Origin of the sequence: Pseudomonas sp. LAIL14HWK12:I10, from assembly GCF_900184205.1 — a bacterium.
In the GTDB taxonomy this organism is placed as follows: Bacteria; Pseudomonadota; Gammaproteobacteria; order Pseudomonadales; family Pseudomonadaceae; genus Aquipseudomonas; species Aquipseudomonas kermanshahensis.
In genome coordinates this window covers 51,381-73,909 of record NZ_FXWU01000003.1, presented here as the reverse complement: position 1 = coordinate 73,909, position 22,529 = coordinate 51,381, and the positions used below count along the sequence as shown (strand labels likewise).

The following is a 22,529-nucleotide window of genomic DNA, read 5'->3' as shown; positions in this document are numbered from 1 at the left end:
GTCTTACAGCTGCGGCGAAGGCACCTGGGATAAGAAGTGTCGTCGGCGATCTTCCATATCTAGGAGCACCGAAGCCTGCCAGCGCTGGGGCTGCCAGCCAGCCTGCAACAGGGGGCGTGCATTGTCGGTGCGCATGACCTTGCCGGCCAACAGGGAAGCGCCCTTTGGCATGCTGTTCACGTAGCGTCCCACCCATTCAGTCAACCTCTCGATATCAGGCATCAGTAGGCCATCGTCCTCGCTGAAATGTGGGGTAAGCTCTGCATCTTGGTGTTCTGGCTGCCACAGCCCTTGTTCATCCAGGTCCATGCCCGAGATATGCCCGATGGCATATCCGGCCAGCCGGGCGTACTGCGGCATACGCAGGTATTCAAGCAGTTTCGACAGCGCAAGCGCGTTCCCACGAAATGCCAGTGACCAGATAAGTGCCCGGGTTTGTGTGGAGTCGACTTGCGCCTGCTGCACCCAGGTTTCGAACGCTGCGGGCTGCGCGGTCATGGCAAACAGCAGCGTCCCTCGCCGTTGGCGACTGCCCTGCACGAGGGGCATGGTTTCGAGCAAGGCAGCGTCGGCCTGGGGCATCCCCAGCCAAGCCATTGCGTAGGCGCTTTCAAATCGGCATAAGGCGTCGTGCCCCATGAAGACGTTCTGCAGGTGCTCTGTCTGTGCCGACAAGCGCCATTCTCCGATGCGACGCAGAGCACAGGCACGTACTTCAGACGCCGGATCGACCAGAGTTTTTGCCAGCCAAACGTTATGGACATCGGGGCTGTCATTGGCGTGGAGCGCGACATAAGCGGACGCCGAAGCCACACGCAGGGCGGGTATGGCCGAATTGCTCCAGCGCTGCAGGCAGTCTTCAGCCGATGGTCCGGAACTCCAGATGAGCGCGGCTGCCGCCCCTTTGGCCGCGGCTGGCTGCGCTTCGAGCACCCGCTCCAGTGGCGACCAATCCACTGCACCGCAGTGCAGCAGGGTGTAGGTGCAGGCGAATACCTCGTCTAGTGTCTTCCAGCGCTGCAAGTTGTTGAGCACGATGGGGAGCGCCGCCTGGGCGGCTACACGTAAGCCCTCTAAGTGTGCATCCAGCAGTTGATCTAGGCGTTGCAGGTGCGAGCAACGATAGCTAGGACGCCATAGGGCCTCCTGGCGGCGCAACCAGCAGAAGGCGGTCTCTTCGGCATGCTGGTTCAAGATGTAGCGATTGACGGGGCGGCGCAACGAAGTAGTGGCTGTCGTAGGCATGGTTCACCGTACCGGAATGTAGTGAAAGGCGGCACGGCCGCCCATGGTTGTGGCTTCAACGCTCATTGCCCTGGCCCTCTGCATCGTTCTGCGCGTCTTCCCAATCCATCTCGTCAGGGAGCTCATAGGGGATGGCGAAAGCCTTGCTGTGTAGCTGCTGCAGCTCTTGCAGCGCTTCTTCGCGCTCCTGCCGGTAGGCCATGCTGATGCCTGCCTTCAACGTGCGACGCAACTCTTCCTCGTTACATCCTGTCCTGTCCTGGGCGAACAGGTACTTACTCAGCACGCGGGCTGCGCTTATGAGGCTGTCCTGAATAATGCGGTGGTGCGCCTCGGTGAAGTCGCTCGGCTTGGGATTGACTTGCTCCAGCATCTGTCGCGCCGTTAGAGCTGTCTGTTCACCCAAGCCCTGCGCCATCAGGACCTCCATTTTGAGGTCGTACCAACCCGACCAGTCGTAGTCGTCCTGGATGTCCAGTGACACGAGGCTGATGCGTGCTGCTTCCAGGTGCTCCAGCGCACGCGCATGTCGGCCACCTTGCGAGGCCTCTGCGGCCTGGCCGATGAGGGTGTCGAATTCGTGTTGCTGTGATGCGGTGAATTTCATGATGAATCGCTCACTGTCGAATGGCGCTCGCGGGCGTTGGCGAGAGCGAAAGGTTCTGGTATCAGTCCTTGAGCTCATGCCAGCGGGCTTGCAACACACCGTCATACAAGCCTTCGGTCCTGCAGCGGTCTACCATCTCGTTGTAGCTAAATATCTTGTGCCACTGGCCTTGCTCAAGGAACGCGGCACCATAGAAACCGGCTAGCAGCAAGACGCCATCACGGGCGGAAAGATGGCCCGCACTGATTTGGGCGAAGGCAGGGATGTCGGCTTTCACCAACTGGTCGCCGACGATCCACCACACGCCGTAGTCATTGGTGCACCAGACGCGATCCTCGTACCAGACCATATCTTTGAATGCGAGGCTGATAAGTTCCCTGGTCTCAATTTTTTTCCAAGTTTCACCTCGACCTACAAAGGTATGGCCGTCGTAGCCGCTGATATAGACACGATCGTCGCCGCCGCAGCAGACGGTCTCAATACGCAGATTGCTAGGAAAGTCAATGCGGCGCCATTGTTGCCCATTAAAGTTCCAGACATCCCCCTTACCTCCGGCTGCATAAAGATCATTTTGTGAGAAGCCGTCCAATGCCTCGAAACCCGCAGAAAAAATTTCATCTTCTTTTTTGTAAGGTAAATCGGTTGATATCCATCTCCAGTCATTTTTGCCCTCGCGAATACCAACGCTTCTTCCGCTTCCGGCTAGGTATAGCTTTCCATCAATATGATGAAGCCGGTTTAGTGAGCCTTTCAATTGGCTTCTGATTTCATTTTGAATTTCATCGTCACCTCCGCCCAATACATATATTTGGCCAGTTCGAGATCCCACAATAAGTTGCTCTTTTGGCACGTTTGAAACTTCGCAGGTTAACCTCGAAAAGCCATTCAACCATCCATGTCCCCATTGACTTTCTGGCGACTTCTTCCTCATGAAAGTAATAACTCGTTTCTGAAGAGCTTCTTCACTGGGATAGCTTCCATCATCCGTCCAATCAGTCCACTGAGTGTTGTCCTCGCGGGCTACGAAATAAAAAAAATCTCTCCTTCGGACCGCGCAGTCCGTAATCCGGTAGCCAAGCAGTCTTTTTGAAAAGTTGGGTGTAGTTATTTCCATGATTTTTACTCCGTAGTGTTATCCGCGTTTCCACTGCTTGTGCCGGTGGGTTTACCCCTTGGAAAGCCGGAGTGGGCTGATATGTTTTTTTGGTCGCCCTTGTTGCATGCGTTGTAAAAGTTATCTAGCTGTGCTTGCAAACATTTTTTACTGCAGTGTGCCGCGCCTGCAGTTTGAATGGCTTCAATCGAGGAGTCGCGTATGGTTTTGTAAGAAGTAGTATCTCCGTTGGCAAGTCCTTGATCCTCTAATATCTTCTCTAATCGTTCATGAGCTTTCCCATGACTTCCATGTCGCTGTGTTGTACCTTCTAGGCAAATCGTGGGCGCTCCACCTTTCCCGCTATAGCAAGAGTTTCCCTTCATCGCTGCATCGGGTATCACATGGTGTCCAGTTTGTCCCGGACAACAGCCTTCGCCTTTATTAACTTGCGGCTTTTTAGAATTGTTATAGGGGACTAGCATGCACTTGCGTGCGCTGATGCAGGGGCTGCGTCGGGCCTGGAGTTCCATAAATTCTGCCAGGAATTTGTCCGGTTCCTTCTTGTAGGCTGCCGCCTTGGCTTCGATTTTTGCCTGCAGATTGTCCAGGTCCATCAAATCAGCGAGGATTTCCTGGCCTTGCGGCCCGAGCATTTCGGCAACTTCCGTGGCGGTGTCGATGACATCGGTCAAGGTCCACGCGGCCATTCCGGCGGTGACTACCAGCCCGACGCCGGTCGTTCCGGCAACACCGCCGATGATGTTCTTGAGCACGGAGCGGGTGGCTAGCCCGCCGAGCTTTTTGACGAGGAACCAGGCCCCCATTTTTTCGTAGGCCAGGTCGATCAGTTCGCCAAACAACATCTTTTCTTGCGGATGATAGGCAGAGCGGAGCATAAAGCGAGGTCCGGTCAGCCCAGCATGACGGGAATCCTCGCTTTCACGGAACGCGCGCCACTTGGCATGCCGCGGGCCGGCAAAGATGTCCTTGATCTCCTTGAGATTGGGGAGTTCTTCAAAGCTGCTCAAATTGAAGAATTCAGGAGAGGGCGCCGCGAGAAAAGGTGCGTGTGCCATGGCGCCGACCGAGGCCATGTAACTTAGCAGTTTGATATCTGGAGAAGAGGGCCCGAAGCTGTAATTGCCGACCATTGCTGCAACGGGTTCACCACCAAATTGGCCATAACCTGCGGTGTAAACATGCTTGTAGATACCGCTGCAGGTAATGTCGGCCGCATTTTCAAAGTCATCGAGCAGGTCGTCTTTGCTGACATGCAAGACGTCAAGCTTGATGTTTTCGCGGAAGTCTGTTCGGTCAACCAAAAGTTTGAGGCTGCGCCACGCGGATTCAAGTTGCTGGAACTCAGGTTGATGCAGGATGGTATCCATCTGTTTGCTGAGCACTCGATCCAACTCCGCAATCATTTGATCGACACGGTGTTTGTTGATTAATTGATCTGGGTCATGGCTTTTAAGGATTTCGGCAATAAAGGCAGATACACCCTGGCGAGCGACTTGATAACCCTCTTGAGTGGGCACCAACTTGGTTTCCGCCATGATCTGGTCGAGCAGGGTGGCGTTGCTCAGCGTTTCGGTCACTGTTTCAACCGCGACGGTCGTGCTGTTTTGCTTCGGCATGGGGACGCTCCGTTGTCTCAGTCTACTTTTGGCGCTTCAAGCACCAGGTCCAGTTCCTGGGCCAGTTGTTTGCGCGCGTGCTTGTCGTTTAGCAGGTGCTGCAATTGCTTGCGGAACGTGGGCACGTTGCCCAGCGGGCCTTTCAGGGCGACCAATGCTTCGCGAAGCTCCAGCAGCTTGTTCAGCTCCGGGACCTGGCGGGCGATGCTGTCTGGCCCGAAATCGTTGATGGACTTGAACTGCAGGTTGATCGCCAGTTCCGCATCGGGGGCTGTGCTGAGCACGGAGGGTACGGACAAGGCCAAGTTGACATCGGCATCGTTCAGCACATTGTTGAAGGTGTGTTTATCGATGCGCATGACCGAGCGGTCTTCCAAAGCGCGCGTGTCATCAAGGCCGAAATCACCCAGCACCAGCATCTTATGCGGCAGCTCTACTTCGGCTTGCTCATCGCCGTTGGCGGGTACGTACTTAATGTTTATGCGTTCTTTGGGTGCGACGGAACCGGATGATTTGGTCATGGGTATATATCCTTGCTAGCGCCAGGCTTATATGTAGGATGGGTCCTACAGGTTGACGTTTAATATTAAACGCGTGCTGCTCAAGCTTTCGAGGCTTGAATGTCGTGTTGCTAAAAACCATGCGCTTAAAAAATGCCGTGGGTCGAGTTTAAATATGTAACAGAATAATTTCTTGTATGTATCTGTCTCCGTGTACTAGCCTCTTTTCGCTGTTGGGTGATCGGGTGATTGCCTGTGCGCGTGCTTAAGAGAGTTGAAATGGGATGAATGTTCGATATGCAAATGGAGTTTGGCTCTTACTGCTGTTTTGCTCGACGCCCGCCTTAGCGACGGAATCGCGGGACTGTCCGCGAATCGTGTCCAATGTTGAGCGTTTGGCGTGCTTCGATGAGGCGGCGGGTACCCTGGGGCTCACGACGAATCGACAGTGGTCAGCACAGGAGCAGGATGCGCCCACGTTGCGCCGCGTGATGGCCCAAGAACAGGGGCGCCCGCCAGAGGACCTGATGTTTCGTCTCAGTTCCGGGGACGACGGGATGATGATTTCAGCTCCTGCAATTGCTTCGGCCAGCCCTCAGCCCTACTTGGTGATCAGTTGTGTGCAGAGCATCTCCAGACTGCAGCTGGTTACCGCGCATCCTATCGACACAGGCCGTGTCAACGTGCGCCTGCGTGGGGAGCGCGGTGCAACCACCACCAGGCCATGGCAGGTGATGGAGAACGGCCAAGTGCTCGATGCCGGGCGAGGCCTACCGGGTATCGAGCAGATCAAGCAACTGATTGGGGCTCATCGCATTCACGTCGAGAGCGACAACCGAGCCGTTGACGGCCTGGTTTTCGACGCTCAGGGGTTGGATCCACTCATCAATGAGGCGCGCAAAGCATGTCGCTGGTAGCCGAGGTCATCGCACAGGAAATTACTCGGTTGCTTGCCCCCATCGACGCGCATAACCCTGCCGGCCTGTTCGACGTGGAGGACGAAACGTACCAGGCCATTGACCAGGAGATGGTCAAGCTGGGTGGGCTGCAGGAGGCTTCCATCGACTGGGCCTACATCGAAGAAGCGTCTCGTCAGTACCTGGGTGAGCAGTGCAAGCATTTGCGCATCGCCGCGCATCTGAGTGCCGCCTGGCTGCGTAGCCGATGCTGGGAGCGATGGGGTTTTACCTTGGCAATGCTCGCTGGCCTAATCGAACAGTATTGGGAAGGCTCATACCCGAAACCTGGCCCTAAAGGCTTCCTGGGCAAACGCAAGCTGGTTGCCCTGATGCTCAATCGTTTGATCGAAGCGCTGCCACGGCTGGACCGCTTCACCTACAGCCCTGCTCATGCGGCGGCGGCCCAGGACGCATTGCAGCGTTTGCAACAGCAGCAAGCTGCTGCGCAGCTGGATGAAGCAGCCCTGGGCGAACTGACGCGCCTGCTTGACAAACACACAGAGCTTGCCAACGGCGTGGACGAGTCGGCCACGGTCAAGGCCTCTGCGGCGAGCATCAAGCCCGTACCGCTGGCCGAGGTCGTCGCTACACCGATGCCGCGCGTATCGCTAGGCAACGAGCGTGAGTCACGAAGGGCCGTGCTGTCTATGGCCGAGCAGATCAATCAGCAGGACCCGTATGACCCGACCGGTTACCAGCTACGGCGGTTCGGCTTGTGGGCCCATATCCAGGCGGCGCCTCAAACCAAGCAAGGCAACCGCACAGAGCTGATGGCAGTGCCTCAGGATATTGCCAGTGATTATGAAGAGGCCATTTCGAGCAGCGCGATTGACGCGGCATTGCTTCTGCGGATCGAAAAGAGCGTGACGGCTTGCCCCTACTGGATACGCGGCAGTTTCCTGGCGGCAACCGCTGCCACGCGGCTGGCCATGGGCGAGGTGGCCGAGGCCATTCGCGCTGCGACTGCGCGGTTCGTGCAGCGCATGCCAGCGCTGCAGCAGCTGTGTTTCAGCGACGGCAGGGTATTTGTCGATGACCAAAGCCTGGCGTGGCTCAAGGGTACACAAGGTACATCCGATCAGGGGGCGGCCACCCATGAGTTTGTCAGCCTGCGCGAAGAATTAGTCAGCCAGCTGGAAACGGGCGGCGTGGAGCCGGTTTTGCTCAGGTTGCAGGGGATGCAGGCGGAGCTCCACGCCCCCCGCGAACGCTGCCATACCACCGTCATTGCAGCTGACCTGTTGGCCGCTCGGGGCGTGTCCTGGTTGGCCCGCGACTTGTGCGCAGGTGTAGCCAGAACGATGCAGGAAACCACCGCAAGCGCCTGGGAACCGGAGGTGTTTCAACGTCTTCAGCAGTATGCGGCACCGCACATGCAGACTGATCGGAACAAGGAACGGGAGTCACGATGAATCAACTATGGAAGCACCTAAAACGCTGGGGCTTGCCCTTGGTGACCCGTATCGGTCTGGCCATGCCGCTGCTGCTCGGGCTGGGGGCTGCACTGATGCTCGTTGCCATCTGGTGGCTCGGTCCGCAATGGACGTGGCGTGAGCAGCAGCCGTTGTCCAGCGTGGCCCATCGAGGGCTGGCAAGTCTGGTACTCGTGCTGGTACCACTGCTGTGCTGGCTTGTTGTGCTGCGCAGGCGTTTTCGCCGCTTGCAGGCAGAACGCAATCAGGCAGTGGCCGCCGAACTGGACCGAGCGTTGCCGTTCGTTCAAGCGCAAGAGAAGGCGTTGGACCAAGGGCTTTCGCGGTTTCTGCACAATGCGGGTGGGCGACGCGCCTTGTACCGATTGCCCTGGTACCTGGTGTTGGGCGACCAGCAGGCAGGCAAGACCAGCTTCATCGACCGTACCGAACAAAGTTTCTCTCTGACCCGCATCGACAAAGCACAGGCGCGCGGCCGACAAGCGCAAGCGCTGGCCTACCCGATCGGTTGGTGGGTCAGCAACGATGCGGTGATCATCGATCCTCCGGGCACTTTCATCAGTCAAGCATCGCGGTCAGTTCTGTCAGCCGAGGAAGCAGACGCATCGCAAGTTCCTCCCGCCACTCCGGCCAGGTTGTGGCAGCACTTGTTGGGTTGGCTGCTGCGCAACCGCAGCCAGAGAGCCCTCAACGGCTTGCTGTTGGTCGTCGACTTGCCTGCGCTGTTGCATGGCACGCCTGAGCAACGTGTCGCCTTGGCGCATGTGCTGCGCACGCGGCTGTATGAAGTGAGTAGCCAGTTGGGTTCGCGCCTGCCGCTGTATGTGGTACTGACCAAGTTCGATCTGCTGGACGGTTTTGACCAGCTGTACGCCGGGCTTCCCGCTGGCACGCGGGAAAAGATGCTGGGCTTTACCTTCAAACTGGATGCGGTCGGCACGTTCGATGCCTGGCTGGATGAATATGGCGATCATTACGATCGGTTGATCAGTCAATTGTTTGAGCAGGTGGTGGACCGACTCGATGGAGTAGGCGGTGCGCCACTGCGAGCTCGCTTGTTCTCGTTACATGCCCAGTTGATCGGGCTGCGCCCGATACTGTTGGGCTTTCTGAAAGAAACACTGGCAAGCGATCGTTTCACTACGCCTGCCTTGGTGCGTGGCGTGTACTGGTCTTCGGTCGTGCAGCAGGGCGACATGCTCAATGCGTTCGTGCGTGAGGCGGCACAACCCTATAAGACGGAACTCCCCCTGCGTGAGGGCAAGGCGCAAGGCAAGGCGCTGGCCTATTTCATCCAGCACGCGTTCAGACGGGTCATCTATCAGGAAGCCGGCCTTGCCGGGGACAACATCAAAGTGGCGCGCAGCAAGCGCCAGCTGCTCTGGGTCGGCTCCGCTGTGGGCGTCCTGGCGGTCTGTGTCGGCCTCGCCAGTTGGCAGCGCTTCTTTGATATCAATGGTGCCAAAGCCGCCAACGTGCTCGCCAAGAGTAAGGAATACAGCCACCACGAAGTGGACCAGCGTTTGGATCCGACCGGGCGCAACCTGCTGGGGCCGTTGGACCAGATCCGCGATGCCGTTTCGGTGTTTGGTGACTATCGTGCTGCGTGGCCGGGTGTTGCTGACCTGGGGTTGTACCAAGGGCGTGCCATCGGCCCTACGGTCGACGAGGCCTACCTGAGCTTGCTTTCCAAACGCTTCCTGCCGGCCTTGGCCAGTGGTGTGATCGATGCCATGAACGCGGCGCCCCCAGGCAGTGAGCAGCAGATGGCTGCACTCAGGGTTTACCGCATGCTGGAGGATCGCCAGAACCGCCGGCCCGAATGGGTCGAAGACTGGATGGCACGCCAGTGGCAGCAGCGTTTCCCAGGGCAGGGGCAACTGCAACGCGACCTCATGCAGCACCTGAAGTACGCGTTGGCCTATGCCGATACCGAACTGCCACAGTACAACCAGCGTATCGCCGAGGTGCAGCAGGTTCTGCGCAAAGTGCCGCTGCCAGAGCGGGTCTATGCGAGCCTGAAACAGCAGGCCGCGGAACAGCTGCACACCGGTTTGGATCTGCGTCAGCAGGTGGGGCCGGCCTTTGATGTGGTGTATCAGTCAACTGGCAGTTCCAGGAAGGACGATGACGTCTTGCTGGCATCGATGCTCACCGCCAAAGGCTTCAAGGATTACTTTGAGCCGCGCAGTCAGCGGTTTGCCGACATGGCGATGATCGACCAATGGGCACTGGGCGAGCGCGGCCAGCTTGATTACTCGGACGCTGACCGGGAGGCGCTGAGCGAGCGGCTGCGCAACTTGTACAGCGCCGATTTCATTGACAGTTGGCGGCGTGCCTTGAACGCAATTTCGGTGGCTGACTTCCGCGATCTGGATCATGGGGTGGCTATCCTGCAGCAGTTCACCGGTCCAACGGCCCCGCTGCAGCGGCTGCTGGATACTGTAAGGGACAACACATCACTTTCATCACCCGTGGGCGTTGAGTCCCCTGCAGAGACCGACGCGTTGCGACCGAACAGTAGCAACCCCGAGCAACAGCAGGCATGGGCTATTCAGCGGGCTTTTGCCGGGCTGAGTGCCATGCTACAGGCAACCGGTGAGAAACCCAGCTACTACGATGAAACCCATGGCGCCATCGCGGCCGTGCACGAATATGCCAAGGCGGTGCAAGACAGCCCCGACAGAGGCAAGGCTGCACTGCAGGCCGTGCATCAGCGATTCTCGATGACAGGGCAAGACCCGATCGGCACCCTGCAGCGGGTGGCCACTGGCATACCGGAGCCCATCAACCATCAGGTCAGGAAGATTGCCGATCAAACAGCACAAGTGCTGAATGTCGAAGCCCTACGCGAGCTGGAGCGGCGCTGGGATGCCGAAGTGTTTAGCTTCTTCCAGCAGCGGCTGGCAGGACGCTACCCCTTCGTGGTGAGGGCACCCGATGCCTCACTGGATGATTTCGAGGCTTTCTTCGGGCCGAAAGGGCGGCTACAGCAGTTTCATGATCAGTACCTCAAGGTCTTCCTGAAGGATAACCTCGAAGCCCTGCAAGCCGGCCAGCAGGGGCAATCACTGATCCGCAGTGATGTGCTCGAACAGCTGGAGCGAGCAGATCGTATCCGCGAGACCTTCTTTGATCAGCGCGGCAACCTGAGCGTGCAGTTCAGCATCGAGCCGTTGGGGTTGAGTGCCAATCAGCGCACAAGCTTGTTGGACCTGGACGGCCAACTGATTTCCTACACCCATGGCCCGAGTCAGATCACCGGGATTGTCTGGCCTAATACTTTGGGGCAGCAGGTGCGCAGCAACCTGACCTTGCTCAGGCAGAACGGCAATAGCAGCAGCCTTGAATACCGTGGCCCCTGGTCGATGTTCCGCTTGCTCAGCCGTGGATCGCTCAACGGGCGTACGGCGACCAGCGTGGACCTGAGTTTCAGGACCGGCGATGGCGTGATGCGTTACAGGCTCAACGCGGAGAAGGCCTTCAACCCGATCACGCAAGAACCTTTCAAAGGCTTCCAGTTGCCACGAGGGTTGTTGCAGAAATCGCCCAAGCTGGAGCCGACCACGCAGGCCGGCTTATAAGGGGGAGCTCATGCAAACGGAAGAGCGTGTAAAAGCGTTGAATTACTGTACGCAGGCCATCGAGCAACTGGAGTTAGGCATGCGTACCGTGCGTAAGGATATGCCCGGCATCTTGCACGCCCATCACGTCTTGGTGAGGCTTTTGCGTGAAAGTGTGAAGTTTATCCTGCCCAACTGCGCTGAGCTGGTTGATATGGGCGAAATCCGCCAGGCACATCTGGACTTGGCGAGACTGCCCTTTCCGGTGGTAGCGCTGGAATCACCCTGGGTGTTCGTCGGCAACGAAGGCGAGGATAAGCCAGGCTGTCACCGTTCAACAAAGCGCATCGCCCTGTGCGTCACTATGGGGCCTGAGCTGGCTGAGTTGCTGCCCGATACCAGAAAGTTTCTCAAAGAGGAGCATGGTGGCGTGGTGGTGTACTCGTTGTATTGGAATGACGCGACGAGTCGATGGACCCTGCCGATAGGTGGCGTGTTTGTTCCCCATCAGAACGAGGTGGCAGACTATGTGCCAGAGGAGGCGACATTGTTAGACCGCTTGGCCAGCGACTGGTTGCTGGAGGTGAACCCAGCCTGTTCCAGGCTACAAAAATTCAATGTCGCGCCTACGGTTCTCATGCCCGAGAAGTTCGATCATTGCTGTGTCGAGCTTGGGCTTGAAAGCTCCCTTGCATGCATTATCAAAGAAACCCGTGAAGAGGTCGGGGCCTTCCTGCAAGCCAGCGTGATGCTGAACTGCGCCAATGTGCGCCTGGGCGACGTTGCTGCTCCCAGTCTGTTGAACAAGAAACGCAAGGCCAAAGGCAAACCGCCGTTCTTCAGTTACCACGTGCTTGAGGTCGAGGCACCCCGAAGTGGGGCTGCTAGCGCAGGCGGTCATCATGCCTCTCCAAGGGGGCATTTGCGGCGGGGGCACATTCGACGATTGCAGGATCGGATGGTGTGGGTGAGGCCGGCGCTTGTTAATCCGAGTGCGACAGGGGAGATGATCCACAAGGACTATTCACTCAGCCCATCTCGGGAGGTCCAGCGATGACGAGCGGTGTACTGGGGGAGGTCATCGATCGGCTGGCAAAGGAACAACATGAGCGAGGTTGCCGCCTTGTCGACATGCTCAGTCGGGAAGCCACTTTGGTCTCGGAAATTGCCTCGATGCGTGAACAGGTCAAGCTCGCCCGGCAGGAGGCTCACGCAGGGCGTAAGGCGCTGGACACCCAGTGGCTGAGAAGAATCAACTACGCGATCATCATGGCCAAGAAGGAGTTGGCAGGACTTCGGGTTGATCGTGGTCTGGCGCAGTTCCAGCAAAAGGAGGAGCGACGAAGATTGACCTTGCTGACCCAACTGTCGGAGCAAGCACTGTTCATGCGTCATGCCAAGCGCTTGCTGCCACGCAAGGCCTATGAGGAGATACGCACAGCAGTGTGTAGTGAGGTGACGGTGGCCATTGCGCTGACGCCTGAGCAGATGCTTGATGATTGCACGTAAGCGCGCATCAGGCTTCGGTCTAGCTGTCACCCTTGTCGTGTCACGCTGGCGCCAACGCTTCTCAAAATTGGGAGTGCTGGGTTTGAGCGATGAGCCGCGCCCTGGCCGCCCTCGTACCATTTCGGATGAGTTAGTTCAGCAAGTAGTAAATCAGGTATTGCAGGGTAAGCCCGACGATTCCAGTCACTGGAGCACGCGACGGATGAGCCGTGAGACGGGCCTACGCATAAGTCCCTGCTGAGATGCCGATTCACCGAATCGTGGGTAACTACGCAATACACAAAACCGAAAAGATCAGGGCATGGCTTGCGGCGAGGCCACGCTACAACATCCACTTCACGCCGACTTCGGCGTCATGGCTGAATCTGGTTGAGCGATTTTTCTCAACGCTGAGCGGAAAGTGGATCAAGCGCCAGGCCCGTGTCAGCGTCAAGGATCTTGAAGCGTCGATCGAGCACTATCTGGAAACCCACAACCAAAACCCGAAGCCATTTCGGTGGTATAAAAAAGGCCGAGGACATCCTTGCCTCAGTCGCCCGTGCGGCACGGGCACTGGGCAAGTAATTTTTAGTGGTATTTCTGAAACACCACACTAACACGGGGGGAGCCGGCTAGCCTGGAATGGCAATTCAGTTCACTTCAGTTCGACAAGCCTGCTTTATCCAGCACCTTGTCGAGCCACGACTGGTCCAGTGCACCCGTGGCAATCTCTGCCTTGACGGCCTCTTCGTGAGCCTCGTGTTCGCGCGCTTTGCCTAGCACGAGTTCAGCCAGGTTCTGGGGGAAGGCGACGATGCCGTCTTCGTCAGCAACGATGATGTCACCGGGTGAGATGAGCATGCCACCAATCGAAACCGGCACGTTGATTTCGCCCGGCCCGCTCTTGTAAGGGCCGCAGTGCACGACAGCCCGTGCATAGCAAGGGCTGGTCTTGAAGCTTTCAACGTCGCGAATCGCCCCGTCGACGATGAAACCGACGCAGCCACGCTGCTCTGCGTAGAGCTTGATCAACTCGCCGATGACCGCATTGTTGGTGTCACCCTGGGCATCGATGACCAGTACGTGACCGGGTTCGAGCAGCGTCAGTGCCTTGTAGATGAACAGGTTGTCGCCGGGGCGCGTTTTGACGGTCAGCGCAGTGCCGACCAGCTTGCCCGAGGTGTTGTAGCGGGTAAGCCCTCGCGCGCCAATGTGTCGACCCAGGTTGTCGCTGATGTGCGGCGTGACGACCGATCGGAACGATTCGATCACATGCGCAGGGGCGAGTGTTGGCGACGGCAGGATACGAGACCCGGGTAACAGCATGACAATCTCCTGAATGACTTGACCCAGTGGGGTATGGGTCGATAGTAGGAGAGAACTGCCGTTACTTTTAGCGATATTTATTGATCAAAAAACATCGCTTCAGGTGATGATAAGCCGGGTGAAGTCGCAGGCCTGTTGCGCCAACCGCGCCACTTCATTGCTGAGCCCTTGGTAGCGGTCAGCCCGGTGCACGCAGACATAGCTGATCGGCGGCAGTGGCAAGTCGGTTTGTACGACCTTCAAACGGCCCTGCTCGATCATCGAACTCATGCATTGCCTGGGCAGGTAGCTGAGCCCGACACCCGAAATCGCCAACCCGACTTGTGCCACCAGGTAGTTGCTGGTGAGCGTCTTGGTCAGCCGCACGTCATGTTCCGCCAGCCAGCGTTCGTAGGTTTTTCCGGTGCCTGAGCTGCCTCCCTGGGTGAGTACCGTAAAAGACGACAGCGATTGCAAGTCCATGGGGGCGTCACTCGGGTACAGCGAGGGTGAGCACATCCACGCGTTTTCGACAGAGGCGAGCGGGGTGCTGATGAAGCGGGCATCGCGGAAGATGTCAGGCACGATGATCAGGTCAAGCTCGTCAGCCTCGAGCCGGCGCAACAGGTCGGTGCTCAACTCGATCGAGGGTTCCAGATCGACCTTGGGGTAGGTCTGGTGAATCTGATCGACCAGGTTCGGCAACCACGTGAGCGCCGTGAGTTCCGTTACGCCGAGCCTGAAGCGTCGGACCAGCGTTTCTTTCGAGCTGATGCGCTCCAGCAGGTTATCCCGCTGGCGCAACATTTCAACGGCGCAGCCATGTAGCTCTAAGCCCTTTTGGGTCAGCCGGGCGCTGCGTTTCGAGCGGTCGAAGATGGCTACGCCAAAGGCATCCTCGAGCTCTTGCACGCGTTTGGAGATCGCCGATTGAGACATATTGAGTTTGGCGGCAGCTGCTTCAAAGCTGCCCAGCTCGACAATCCAGTAGATGGCCTCGATTTGCTTCAGCGTGATCATCGCGTGCTCCAGGTGTGAAAAGCCCGTTTCAGAGCGGCCCCGAAGTGATTTCAAGGCAGGTGAATGAAAGCGATTGTCCACTAAAAGTGATGATAAGTGGTGAGTATTTGTCGCTTTTTTTCTACCTTTGCGGCGCCTAGATTACCGCCGAATTACAAAAACAAAGGTATGTACCTATGTCGATCGCTGAAGTTGCCTATGCCAAAGGGCGCAGCAGTTACCGGTGGATCGTGGCTGGCATGATCTTCTCGATCTACACCATCGCTGCCGCCGACCGCGCCAATCTCGGCGTGGCGCTGCCTTTTATTCGCAAAGAGTTCGAGATGAGCAACGCCGAAGCGGGTGGGCTGATGAGCCTGTTCCTGCTGGCTTATGCCTTGGCACAAATCCCGGCAGGCTTGGCCTTCAGCCGCCTGGGCGTGAGCCGGATCTTGCCGACCGCCATGGTCATGACGTCGGTGCTGACCGGGTTGGTAGGTACCGCAGGCTCACTGCTGGCGTTGAAAATCTATCGGTTCGGCCTGGGCCTTGCCGAAGGGCCGCTGCCGATCAGCATGACCACCACCATCAACAACTGGTTTCCCCCGAGAGAAAAGGGCATTGCTTCAGGCATTTTTCTGTCTGCGGTCAAGTTCGGCCCGGTCATCGTACCGCCGCTGTGTGCCGTGATCATCGCGGTGTGGGGCTGGCGCGAGGTGTTCTATTTCTTCGCCGTGCCGGGCATTTTGCTGTCGATCGCCTGGTACTTTCTGATTGCCGACCACCCTTCGAAAAGCCGCTTCGTCAATCAGGCGGAGCTTGATTACATCACTGACGAAACGCCGCGCGAAAACGTCGCCAGCACTGAACCCACCGTGCAGACGACCTCAGGGCGAGGCTTCGAGCGCCTGGACTTCTTCATTCGTCGGCGCGAGGTAGCGGCGCTGGAGACCAAGCGCCAGGTCTTCGGTTCGTGGTTGATCTGGGGGAGTGCGCTGGCGTACTGCTTCCAGCTGGGTGTTTCCAGCGTATTGTTGTCCTGGATCCCCACCTACCTGATCACCGTCAAAGGCTTCTCGTTGATGAATATGGGGTTGGTCTCGGCTGCGCCTTGGGTTGGGGCAGTGCTGGGCAACTTGTTGGGCGGCTATTGCTCGGACCGCTGGTTGGGCGGGCGGCGCAAGCCTGGGATGCTGCTCTCAGCGCTGGGTACCTCGGTGATGATGTACCTGTTGATTCATTCGCCTGCCGACCCGTTCTCGTATGGCCTGTTGCTGATGGCGACCGGCATCGTGCTGAGCTTCGGGTTCTCTTCTTACATGGTTTACCCAATGGCACTGGCGACCAAGCAGACGTTCCCCGTCGCCAACGCCATCGTCAACATGGTCGGGCAGCTGGGGGCTGCGGCGACGCCGTTTTTGACCGGCTTGTTGCTTGACAGTTATGGCTGGAACTACGTGTTCTCTTACCTTGCGATGGGTTCGTTCGCCAGCTTTGTGCTGTTGCTGACGATTCTGGAGCCGGTGTCGAAGACCCAAAAGGCGTGACCTCACGGCCTGTGGTGTCACCCGTTGTGATCAATCCGTCTGTTTGAAAGGAGCTAATGATGCACGCAGAAGATAAAGCGCTGGTCGCACTGTTCGAAGGCCTGGATACGCCCGGCGTCTCGGATGCCTTGGACAAGCTCGGCCTGCCTGGCCATTGCTTTGGTGTGATGCCGCTGGACAACTACAAGCAGGTGGTCGTGGGGCCGGCGTTCACGGTGAAGTACGTATCGGCGAGCGTGCCACCGGGCACCGTTGGTGATTTCATCGAAGAGGTCGCTGAGGGCGACATCGTGGTGATCGACAATGATGGCCGCACCGACTGCACCGTGTGGGGCGATATCATGACCCAGTATGCTGGGGCCCGGAAGATTGCTGGCACGGTGATCGACGGCGTCTGCCGCGATGTGAACAAGGCCTTGGGCGATGGCTATCCGCTGTTTACCCAGGGGCGCTTCATGCGCACAGGCAAGGACCGTGTCCAGGTCGAATCGGTCAACCAGCCGGTTTCCATCGGCCAGGCCCGTGTCTGCTCCCGTGACATCATCGTTGCCGATGCCAACGGCGTCGTTGTAGTGCCCCGTGAGCGGGCGCAAGAGGTTGCTCAGGTTGCCCGTCAGATCGAAGCAGTCGAAGCGGATATCCGTGCGTTGATCAGCGAAGGGCGCACCCTCAAGCAAGCGCGCGAAGCGCTGAATTACCACACCTTGCAACGCAAGTCCTAAGTGGCATTGTGCTGACCCCTGCAGGTGCAGGGGTCAATAGCTGTTATGCCCAGAGGGTTTAGCACCGCTCGCAGCATCGCCTTAAACTAGGCGCGTGCGTCCCGCGCACTGATTCGTTCTTCTTGCTGGCGGTCATGGGCGAGCCGATAACGCGCGAGACCGGTTGGGGCAGCCAGTGGGTGTACGGCGCGTTGTCGCTGAGCCTGATGGTCTCGGCCCTGCTTGCGCCGCTGTCGAGCCGCCTGGTTGCCCGTTACGGTGGCCGGACACAACTGGCCAGCAGTGGCGTGATCGTTGCTCTCGGGTTGTTGATCATCGCGGCTAGCCAGACGTTGCCGACGTTTTTGCTCGCGTGGGTGATCATCGGTGTTGGCATGGCCGCTGGGCTCTACGAAGCGCTGTTCGCGACATTGGGTGCGCTGTATGCCGAGCGTGCGGGTAAAGCCATTACCGGCATCACCCTGATTACAGGATTTGCCACAACCCTGTGCTGGCCGCTGGTGGCATTTGCCATCGAGCATGTGGGCTGGCGCTACGCGTGTGTCGGCTATGCCGCAGTGCTTCTGGTGACAACGCCGTTTTACCTCAAGGTACTGCCGAGCGCCGTCCGGTCAGCGCCGCGCAAGCGCCTCATCGAACAGAGCAGCGCGGGCGTGAACCGACGCGTGTACCGGCAACTGACGTGGATCTTCGCGCTGGGGGCGGTCATCATGACCGCCATTTCGGTGCAACTGGTCGCGGTTCTGCAAGGGCTGGGCTATTCGCTGGCTGCTGCCATCGCGCTTTCGGCGTTGTTGGGGCCGAGCCAGGTCGCCTCGCGGGTGTTGCAGATGCTAGCGGGCAAGCGCCACCCCATTTGGACTGCACTGGTGTCAGTCGTGCTGGTTGCGGTAGGCGTATTGTTAGTCGCGTTTGCGCCAGGCGCGACAGCGGTGGGCTTGTTACTCTACGGCCTGGGCAACGGGCTGCGAGCGATCGTTCGCGGCCTGCTACCGCTGGCGTTGATGCCACCGTCGCAGTACGTGGTGTTGATGGGCAAGATGTCGCGGCCTTCACTGATCGGCCAAGCACTGACACCGTTAGTTGGCGGCTACTTGCTGCAGCACTTCGGTGCCATGGGGGTGCTCATGGCGTTGGGCTGCTTGGCGGCAATCAATGTCGGGCTGGTAGTGATGGTGTTGCGCGCGTTGCCAGCAGCCAAGTCGGCATCGAATGAAACGGACGAAACGATAGCGGTCGATGGAGATAGCGATGCACGATGATGCACGAAGCGAACAGCTGATCACGGGCCCGGCCGGGCTGATCGAATTGATTGTCGATGAACCGGTGTTGCCCGTCAGGGGCGTGGCGGTGGTCAGCCATCCGCAACCCTTGCTGGGCGGCAGCCCGCACCACGTGGTACCGCTGACCTTGGCCCGCAAGCTGTGCGCTGCAGGCTGGCGCGTGGTGCGCCCGAGCTTTCGCGGAGTGGGACAAACTGCCGGCGCACATGCCGAAGGAGTAGGTGAGGCCGAAGACAGCATTGTCGTCGTCAGGCACCTGCAGGAACGTTACCCCGAACTGCCCATCGCACTCGTCGGCTTCTCGTTTGGTGCGCACGTGTTTGCCAGGGTCGCGGTCACGCTGGAAAGCTCGCTGCATGCTGTCGCGTTGTTGGGGCTGCCGGTGGGAGAGGTGCCTGGCGGGCGGTTCTACCCAGCGCTGCCGTTACCATCCCGCTGCCTGTTGCTGCATGGCGAGCACGACGAGATGGCGCCGCTGGCCAACCTGCTTGATTGGGCACGGCCAGAGCACCGCCCGGTCGTTGTCTATAGCGCGGCCAATCACTTCTTCAAAGGCTGCCTGGCGCAGGTAGCGGACCAGGTGGTCAGGCATTTGAACGAGAGAAGCTGAACGCCCGGCAGGATTGATGTATAGCTGCCTGGTATCTCAGACATTCACGGGAAACACGGCTTTCCCTAGGGATGTTGCGATCAACTGTTTTCGAGCCATCCACAGGTTCGACAGGGCGAACAGCGTGGTCAACTGAGCGGTGTTTTTCATCAGCCCACGAAAGCGCACTTTCACGTAGCCAAACTGACGCCTGATCACCCGAAACGGATGCTCGACCTTGGCGCCGATATGCACCTTCATGCCGAAGAAGTATGGGTTACCTTTCTTTGTTTGATGCATCTCGGGGGTTGGTACTGTAGTGGTCATGCAGTGTCCGGCACTATCAAAACTATCACTTTTACCAGGTGTTGAAGTGTTCCCGTGTGTGTAACGTTGCTGAACGCACCTGCGCGCCTGTTTCCCTTACGCTTGAAGAGGGCTGGGTGGGGCGCCCATAACTAATGTTGCTTGTTTTATTGCGGCTCCAACTGCATCGAAGGACTGAAAAAATGAGCTCAACAATGATACCCCCCCCCGTTAATCCGAATAGCATTGTGCCAGGCAGTCCTGCTGGCATTGACGATTTGCGCATCGAGTTTGATCTTCACCTGAAGAGCCGCTATCCGAAAGAGGCGATTTCGGATTATCCAAGGCCTATGGTCATCGGTGCCACGTGGCCTGTCTCAATCGCGGATGTGGGTATCAACCACGAGGAAGTCTGGGACCCTGACGACGGCGTGGTGGTCGTCATCCCTGCCTATAAGGGCATGGCCGTGGATGATTGGATCATCGCAGAATGGAGCGGCAAGAGAGTACCCGCGAAGGTCGTAGCAGGGGACGTGAGCAACCAGTACCTGACAGTGATCGTGCCCAGTGCCTTCATCAAGGAAAAAGATGACGCGCAAGTAAAGTATTACGTTACACGCAAAGACAGCGCTGGCCTCTATGGCACTGTGGGCACTTCACAGGTGTTGATTGTAAAGGTGCGATTCGGCCAACCGGGGCATGTGGGTAACGCAGCACCTGTGCCGTTGAATGCGCCCACCCTGACAACGCCGGCCACGGGGCCGGTAGGCGAAAGCGACGCCAAGAGCGGCGTGCAAGTGACGATTGCGGCTTACACGGGCATGGCGGCCTTCGATACGGTCGTACTGTATTGGGGCCATGAAACCGTTGAGCATAGCGTGCAAGCGGCACAGATGGGCAAGCCGATTGTCATCACCGTGCCGGAGGCTGCAGTACTGGCAGCGGGAGACAGCAAAGACCTTGAAGTGGATTACCACGTCGTTGATGAGGTTGGCAACGAGTCCGAATGGTCGGTAACCACCCGTGTACAGGTCGCCGTATCGAAGCTTAAGTTTGCTGCACCCACTCTCAGCGATCTGGAAAACCTGAAACGCACTATTGTCCAACCTTTCAATTTGGACATCTATGGCAGCAGAGGGCTGGAAATTAAAGCTGACCCCGGCAATTTCCAGCCAGGCGATAGTGTAACCGTCAAATGGAAAGCCACTACCGAAGCAGGCCTTGCTCAAGCATCCGATCTGGGTACTGTGGATATAACAGTTGCTGGCGAAGTGCTTACCTTTACACTGTCCCCCACGGAGTTGTGGGGCCTCGCCAATGGTGCAGGCAGCGCTTATTACGAAGTAAAACGCAATAATACGGTCACGTTGTCACAGTCAGCCACGCTTGATTTCATCGGCACGCGTGCATCCAACGCATTGCCCGCAGTGTCGATAGACGGCGCCGAAAGTGTGGATAATGGCTGGTGGACCGACTCTGATCTGGCGGTAGCAGACCTGGTCATTCCTCAACTGGCCAATCTGGTGAAGGATGATATTGTTGACGTCGTGATGCGCGGGGTTGCTGCCGACGGTCGTAGCCTGGTATTCAAACCCAGAACGCATCGTGTCACCGCAGTCCAGGTCAGCAGTGAATTGCGGTTACGCTTGGACGGGCCTAAGTTCCTGCTGCCCTTGGAGGGGGGCTATGTGGATATCTACTACACCGTGAAACGGGGCAAGAACAAGGTCAAGTCGTTATACCAGCGATTCTACGTTGGTTATCTTGCCGAGACGCTGCCGGCGCCCACCACTGAAACCGATCTTTCCGGTTCCAATAATGTGTTGGACCCCGGCCGGCGGGAGTTTGCACACGGTGTTTATATCGCGCTGCCGGATCTAAGCGCGGTGAAGGGGGATTATACGCTCCAAATGATCTGGGAAACCTCGGATGGGGGGTACCACGAGCAGTCGCAAGGCATAGACGCAGGCGATACACCGACCTCGTTCCAGGTGCCTGCCGCTGAACTGAAGCTCAATGGAAACCCTATTGATGTCGTTGTTTACTACATTGTGTCCCAGGCCAACACACCTGATCGTGCGTCTGCGGACCTGGAGTTTACAATCGCAACGCCTGCGATGCTGGTTGCCCCGTTGGATGTCAGCCAAGCCCCGATGGTGCTGCGCGGAGGGGCCATCGAAATGTGTCAAAGGGTGGCCAATGCCTGGGCCGTTATCCCGCCCAAAGTCAATGGCAATATTGCAAGGTCCCAACAGCGATTGCCCACCGGCGGCACCCCTCCGTATACCTATGCTTCAAGTGCCCCAGCCATTGCTCGGGTAGATGCCGACGGTCGTGTCTGGCCATTACGCAATGGCGACGTAACCATCACGATCACCGATGTGGCGAAAAAAACCATCAGCTATCCGGTGCAGGTGAGTTATTGCTTCAGGGTGCTGATCGGCCCAGGCAGCTACAATTTGGTCAGTGCCGAGAGTTTTGTCAGAGCGGAGTCGGCCCTGCCTGTGAATGACGATTTGATCCCGGATCTGCGTGTATTGTACGGGGCACAGTTGCCATTAAATCGTCATACCTGGACAGGCCATAGGCTTTTTCCTGAAGGTATCAACAATGGCCCAGGCTCCGGATCTTTCTATCACGTGGCAACAAAGACAATTCACTTTGCGAATTCTTATAATACGAATGTCACAGGCGCCATGGCAATGAAACCTGTCTAGGGAAACTTCAAACGAACAGCTCAACTTCGCGCATTTCCCTGCGCATGGTGTTGAGCTGCTTCACCGCCGATTAGAGCGTGGCGGGCGGACAGCCGAAGGGCAATCGCTTGAGCAACGCTCGGGCAGGCAACATCAAACCACCCTGTGCCATTGAGTTTGCCAGGCTGTGCCATGACACCGACGTGGGCGGACAGTATCAACGCCATTTGGACTGTGTCCTACAGCCGCAAGCCGGGAGTGGCAGTACCGATCACGTCGCCGGGTTGCTGGCCGATTCGCATCGCTACAGCCTGTTGCTTGATGCCTCTGGGCCAGGCTCAAGGGCGTGCTGAGCGAGAGCGAACTGCAGCTGGTGGTCGGGCTGTGCAAGACCGATCGCTTGCCGCGCCTCGATGGCGATCCGGTGGTGGCCATGCAACTGAGCCTGCTCGGTTGGCTTTTCGCTTCGGCCGACGTCACTGAGCATGGCTTTGCAATTTATTACATTTCAAACGGCCACTACCCTGCCTCGGTGCTGTAAAGTTGACGTTTCC

General features: G+C 57.9%; 18 protein-coding genes and 3 pseudogenes. 13 read left to right on the top strand and 8 right to left on the bottom strand.

From position 1 onward, the window contains the following. Positions 1-3 precede the first annotated feature (3 nt). The 5 genes and pseudogenes from QOS90_RS07430 to tssB all read right to left on the bottom strand — a co-directional run bounded on the left by QOS90_RS07430 (position 4) and on the right by tssB (position 5,106). The gene (locus QOS90_RS07430; protein ID WP_143491088.1) at positions 4-1,245 is read right to left on the bottom strand and encodes a hypothetical protein; all 1,242 of its coding nucleotides are present in this window, start codon (positions 1,243-1,245) and stop codon (positions 4-6) included. Between the two features lie 55 nt (positions 1,246-1,300). Further along, positions 1,301-1,852, bottom strand: coding sequence for a hypothetical protein (locus QOS90_RS07425; RefSeq protein WP_085273795.1), 552 nt, complete (start codon positions 1,850-1,852; stop codon positions 1,301-1,303). A 61-nt stretch (positions 1,853-1,913) separates the two neighbouring features. After that, a complete protein-coding gene (locus tag QOS90_RS07420) occupies positions 1,914-2,966 on the bottom strand; it encodes a hypothetical protein (RefSeq protein WP_143491087.1) in 1,053 nt (350 codons plus the stop codon). A gap of 845 nt (positions 2,967-3,811) precedes the next feature. Next, positions 3,812-4,585 (bottom strand): annotated as a pseudogene (gene tssC, locus QOS90_RS07415) (type VI secretion system contractile sheath large subunit); the annotation flags it as partial. A 17-nt stretch (positions 4,586-4,602) separates the two neighbouring features. Further along, positions 4,603-5,106: a type VI secretion system contractile sheath small subunit gene (gene tssB, locus QOS90_RS07410; RefSeq protein ID WP_085273793.1), complete on the bottom strand. Its 504-nt coding sequence runs from the start codon at positions 5,104-5,106 to the stop codon at positions 4,603-4,605. Between the two features lie 356 nt (positions 5,107-5,462). Here tssB and vasI point away from each other — a divergent pair, with 356 nt between their 5' ends. The 6 genes and pseudogenes from vasI to QOS90_RS07380 all read left to right on the top strand — a co-directional run. After that, positions 5,463-6,002: a type VI secretion system-associated protein VasI gene (vasI, locus tag QOS90_RS07405; protein WP_256577483.1), complete on the top strand. Its 540-nt coding sequence runs from the start codon at positions 5,463-5,465 to the stop codon at positions 6,000-6,002. Continuing rightward, a complete protein-coding gene (tssA, locus tag QOS90_RS07400; protein ID WP_085273791.1) occupies positions 5,990-7,456 on the top strand; it encodes a type VI secretion system protein TssA in 1,467 nt (488 codons plus the stop codon). Before vasI ends, tssA begins: the two co-directional genes overlap by 13 nt. Further along, entirely contained in the window at positions 7,453-11,061 is a 3,609-nt protein-coding gene (gene tssM / locus QOS90_RS07395) for a type VI secretion system membrane subunit TssM (RefSeq protein ID WP_085273790.1), read from the top strand. Before tssA ends, tssM begins: the two co-directional genes overlap by 4 nt. A 10-nt stretch (positions 11,062-11,071) precedes the next feature. Then, positions 11,072-12,097: a hypothetical protein gene (locus QOS90_RS07390; protein WP_085273789.1), complete on the top strand. Its 1,026-nt coding sequence runs from the start codon at positions 11,072-11,074 to the stop codon at positions 12,095-12,097. Further along, the gene (locus QOS90_RS07385) at positions 12,094-12,549 is read left to right on the top strand and encodes a hypothetical protein (RefSeq protein WP_085273788.1); all 456 of its coding nucleotides are present in this window, start codon (positions 12,094-12,096) and stop codon (positions 12,547-12,549) included. The genes QOS90_RS07390 and QOS90_RS07385 overlap by 4 nt, the downstream gene beginning before the upstream one ends. Before the next feature lie 34 nt (positions 12,550-12,583). Then, a pseudogene (locus QOS90_RS07380) lies at positions 12,584-13,113 on the top strand (helix-turn-helix domain-containing protein); the annotation flags it as partial. A 75-nt stretch (positions 13,114-13,188) separates the two neighbouring features. Here QOS90_RS07380 and QOS90_RS07375 read toward each other — a convergent pair. Both QOS90_RS07375 and QOS90_RS07370 read right to left on the bottom strand, forming a co-directional pair. Beyond that, positions 13,189-13,854 (bottom strand): RraA family protein, encoded by a 666-nt coding sequence (locus QOS90_RS07375; RefSeq protein ID WP_085273787.1) that lies wholly within the window; start codon positions 13,852-13,854, stop codon positions 13,189-13,191. A gap of 99 nt (positions 13,855-13,953) precedes the next feature. Continuing rightward, entirely contained in the window at positions 13,954-14,853 is a 900-nt protein-coding gene (locus QOS90_RS07370) for a LysR family transcriptional regulator (RefSeq protein WP_085273786.1), read from the bottom strand. A gap of 176 nt (positions 14,854-15,029) precedes the next feature. Between QOS90_RS07370 and QOS90_RS07365 the strand changes: the two genes are divergently transcribed. The 4 genes from QOS90_RS07365 (at position 15,030) to QOS90_RS07350 (ending at position 18,994) form a co-directional block, all read left to right on the top strand. After that, a complete protein-coding gene (locus QOS90_RS07365; protein ID WP_085273785.1) occupies positions 15,030-16,379 on the top strand; it encodes an MFS transporter in 1,350 nt (449 codons plus the stop codon). A 59-nt stretch (positions 16,380-16,438) separates the two neighbouring features. Then, positions 16,439-17,101: an RraA family protein gene (locus QOS90_RS07360; RefSeq protein WP_085273784.1), complete on the top strand. Its 663-nt coding sequence runs from the start codon at positions 16,439-16,441 to the stop codon at positions 17,099-17,101. Positions 17,102-17,235: 134 nt separating this feature from the next. Beyond that, complete coding sequence (locus QOS90_RS07355) at positions 17,236-18,363, top strand: MFS transporter (RefSeq protein WP_085273828.1); 1,128 nt, start codon at positions 17,236-17,238, stop codon at positions 18,361-18,363. Then, positions 18,353-18,994, top strand: a complete 642-nt coding sequence (locus QOS90_RS07350; RefSeq protein WP_027596464.1) for an alpha/beta hydrolase — start codon at positions 18,353-18,355, stop codon at positions 18,992-18,994. Before QOS90_RS07355 ends, QOS90_RS07350 begins: the two co-directional genes overlap by 11 nt. 36 nt (positions 18,995-19,030) lie before the next feature. Here the strand turns inward: QOS90_RS07350 and QOS90_RS07345 are convergent. Further along, a pseudogene (locus QOS90_RS07345) lies at positions 19,031-19,231 on the bottom strand (hypothetical protein); the annotation flags it as partial. A gap of 251 nt (positions 19,232-19,482) precedes the next feature. On the opposite strand from QOS90_RS07345, the gene QOS90_RS07340 reads away from it, so the two are divergent. The 3 genes from QOS90_RS07340 to QOS90_RS07335 all read left to right on the top strand — a co-directional run bounded on the left by QOS90_RS07340 (position 19,483) and on the right by QOS90_RS07335 (position 22,516). After that, on the top strand, positions 19,483-21,996 hold the full coding sequence (locus QOS90_RS07340) for an immunoglobulin-like domain-containing protein (protein ID WP_143491086.1): 2,514 nt from the start codon (positions 19,483-19,485) through the stop codon (positions 21,994-21,996). 77 nt (positions 21,997-22,073) lie between these two features. Further along, positions 22,074-22,328, top strand: coding sequence for a dermonecrotic toxin domain-containing protein (locus QOS90_RS27575; RefSeq protein WP_371098643.1), 255 nt, complete (start codon positions 22,074-22,076; stop codon positions 22,326-22,328). Beyond that, entirely contained in the window at positions 22,322-22,516 is a 195-nt protein-coding gene (locus QOS90_RS07335) for a hypothetical protein (protein WP_085273782.1), read from the top strand. The genes QOS90_RS27575 and QOS90_RS07335 overlap by 7 nt, the downstream gene beginning before the upstream one ends. The last annotated feature ends 13 nt before the right edge of the window (positions 22,517-22,529 follow it).

Excerpts from the sequence above, each read along its gene's own strand:
- QOS90_RS07430 (WP_143491088.1), bottom strand. The coding sequence starts at position 1,245 with ATGCCTACGACAGCCACTACTTCGTTGCGCCGCCCCGTCAATCGCTAC.
- QOS90_RS07425 (WP_085273795.1), bottom strand. The coding sequence starts at position 1,852 with ATGAAATTCACCGCATCACAGCAACACGAATTCGACACCCTCATCGGC.
- QOS90_RS07420 (WP_143491087.1), bottom strand. The coding sequence starts at position 2,966 with ATGGAAATAACTACACCCAACTTTTCAAAAAGACTGCTTGGCTACCGG.
- tssB (WP_085273793.1), bottom strand. The coding sequence starts at position 5,106 with ATGACCAAATCATCCGGTTCCGTCGCACCCAAAGAACGCATAAACATT.
- tssA (WP_085273791.1), top strand. The coding sequence starts at position 5,990 with ATGTCGCTGGTAGCCGAGGTCATCGCACAGGAAATTACTCGGTTGCTT.
- tssM (WP_085273790.1), top strand. The coding sequence starts at position 7,453 with ATGAATCAACTATGGAAGCACCTAAAACGCTGGGGCTTGCCCTTGGTG.
- QOS90_RS07390 (WP_085273789.1), top strand. The coding sequence starts at position 11,072 with ATGCAAACGGAAGAGCGTGTAAAAGCGTTGAATTACTGTACGCAGGCC.
- QOS90_RS07385 (WP_085273788.1), top strand. The coding sequence starts at position 12,094 with ATGACGAGCGGTGTACTGGGGGAGGTCATCGATCGGCTGGCAAAGGAA.
- QOS90_RS07375 (WP_085273787.1), bottom strand. The coding sequence starts at position 13,854 with ATGCTGTTACCCGGGTCTCGTATCCTGCCGTCGCCAACACTCGCCCCT.
- QOS90_RS07370 (WP_085273786.1), bottom strand. The coding sequence starts at position 14,853 with ATGATCACGCTGAAGCAAATCGAGGCCATCTACTGGATTGTCGAGCTG.
- QOS90_RS07365 (WP_085273785.1), top strand. The coding sequence starts at position 15,030 with ATGTCGATCGCTGAAGTTGCCTATGCCAAAGGGCGCAGCAGTTACCGG.
- QOS90_RS07360 (WP_085273784.1), top strand. The coding sequence starts at position 16,439 with ATGCACGCAGAAGATAAAGCGCTGGTCGCACTGTTCGAAGGCCTGGAT.
- QOS90_RS07355 (WP_085273828.1), top strand. The coding sequence starts at position 17,236 with ATGGGCGAGCCGATAACGCGCGAGACCGGTTGGGGCAGCCAGTGGGTG.
- QOS90_RS07350 (WP_027596464.1), top strand. The coding sequence starts at position 18,353 with ATGCACGATGATGCACGAAGCGAACAGCTGATCACGGGCCCGGCCGGG.
- QOS90_RS07340 (WP_143491086.1), top strand. The coding sequence starts at position 19,483 with ATGAGCTCAACAATGATACCCCCCCCCGTTAATCCGAATAGCATTGTG.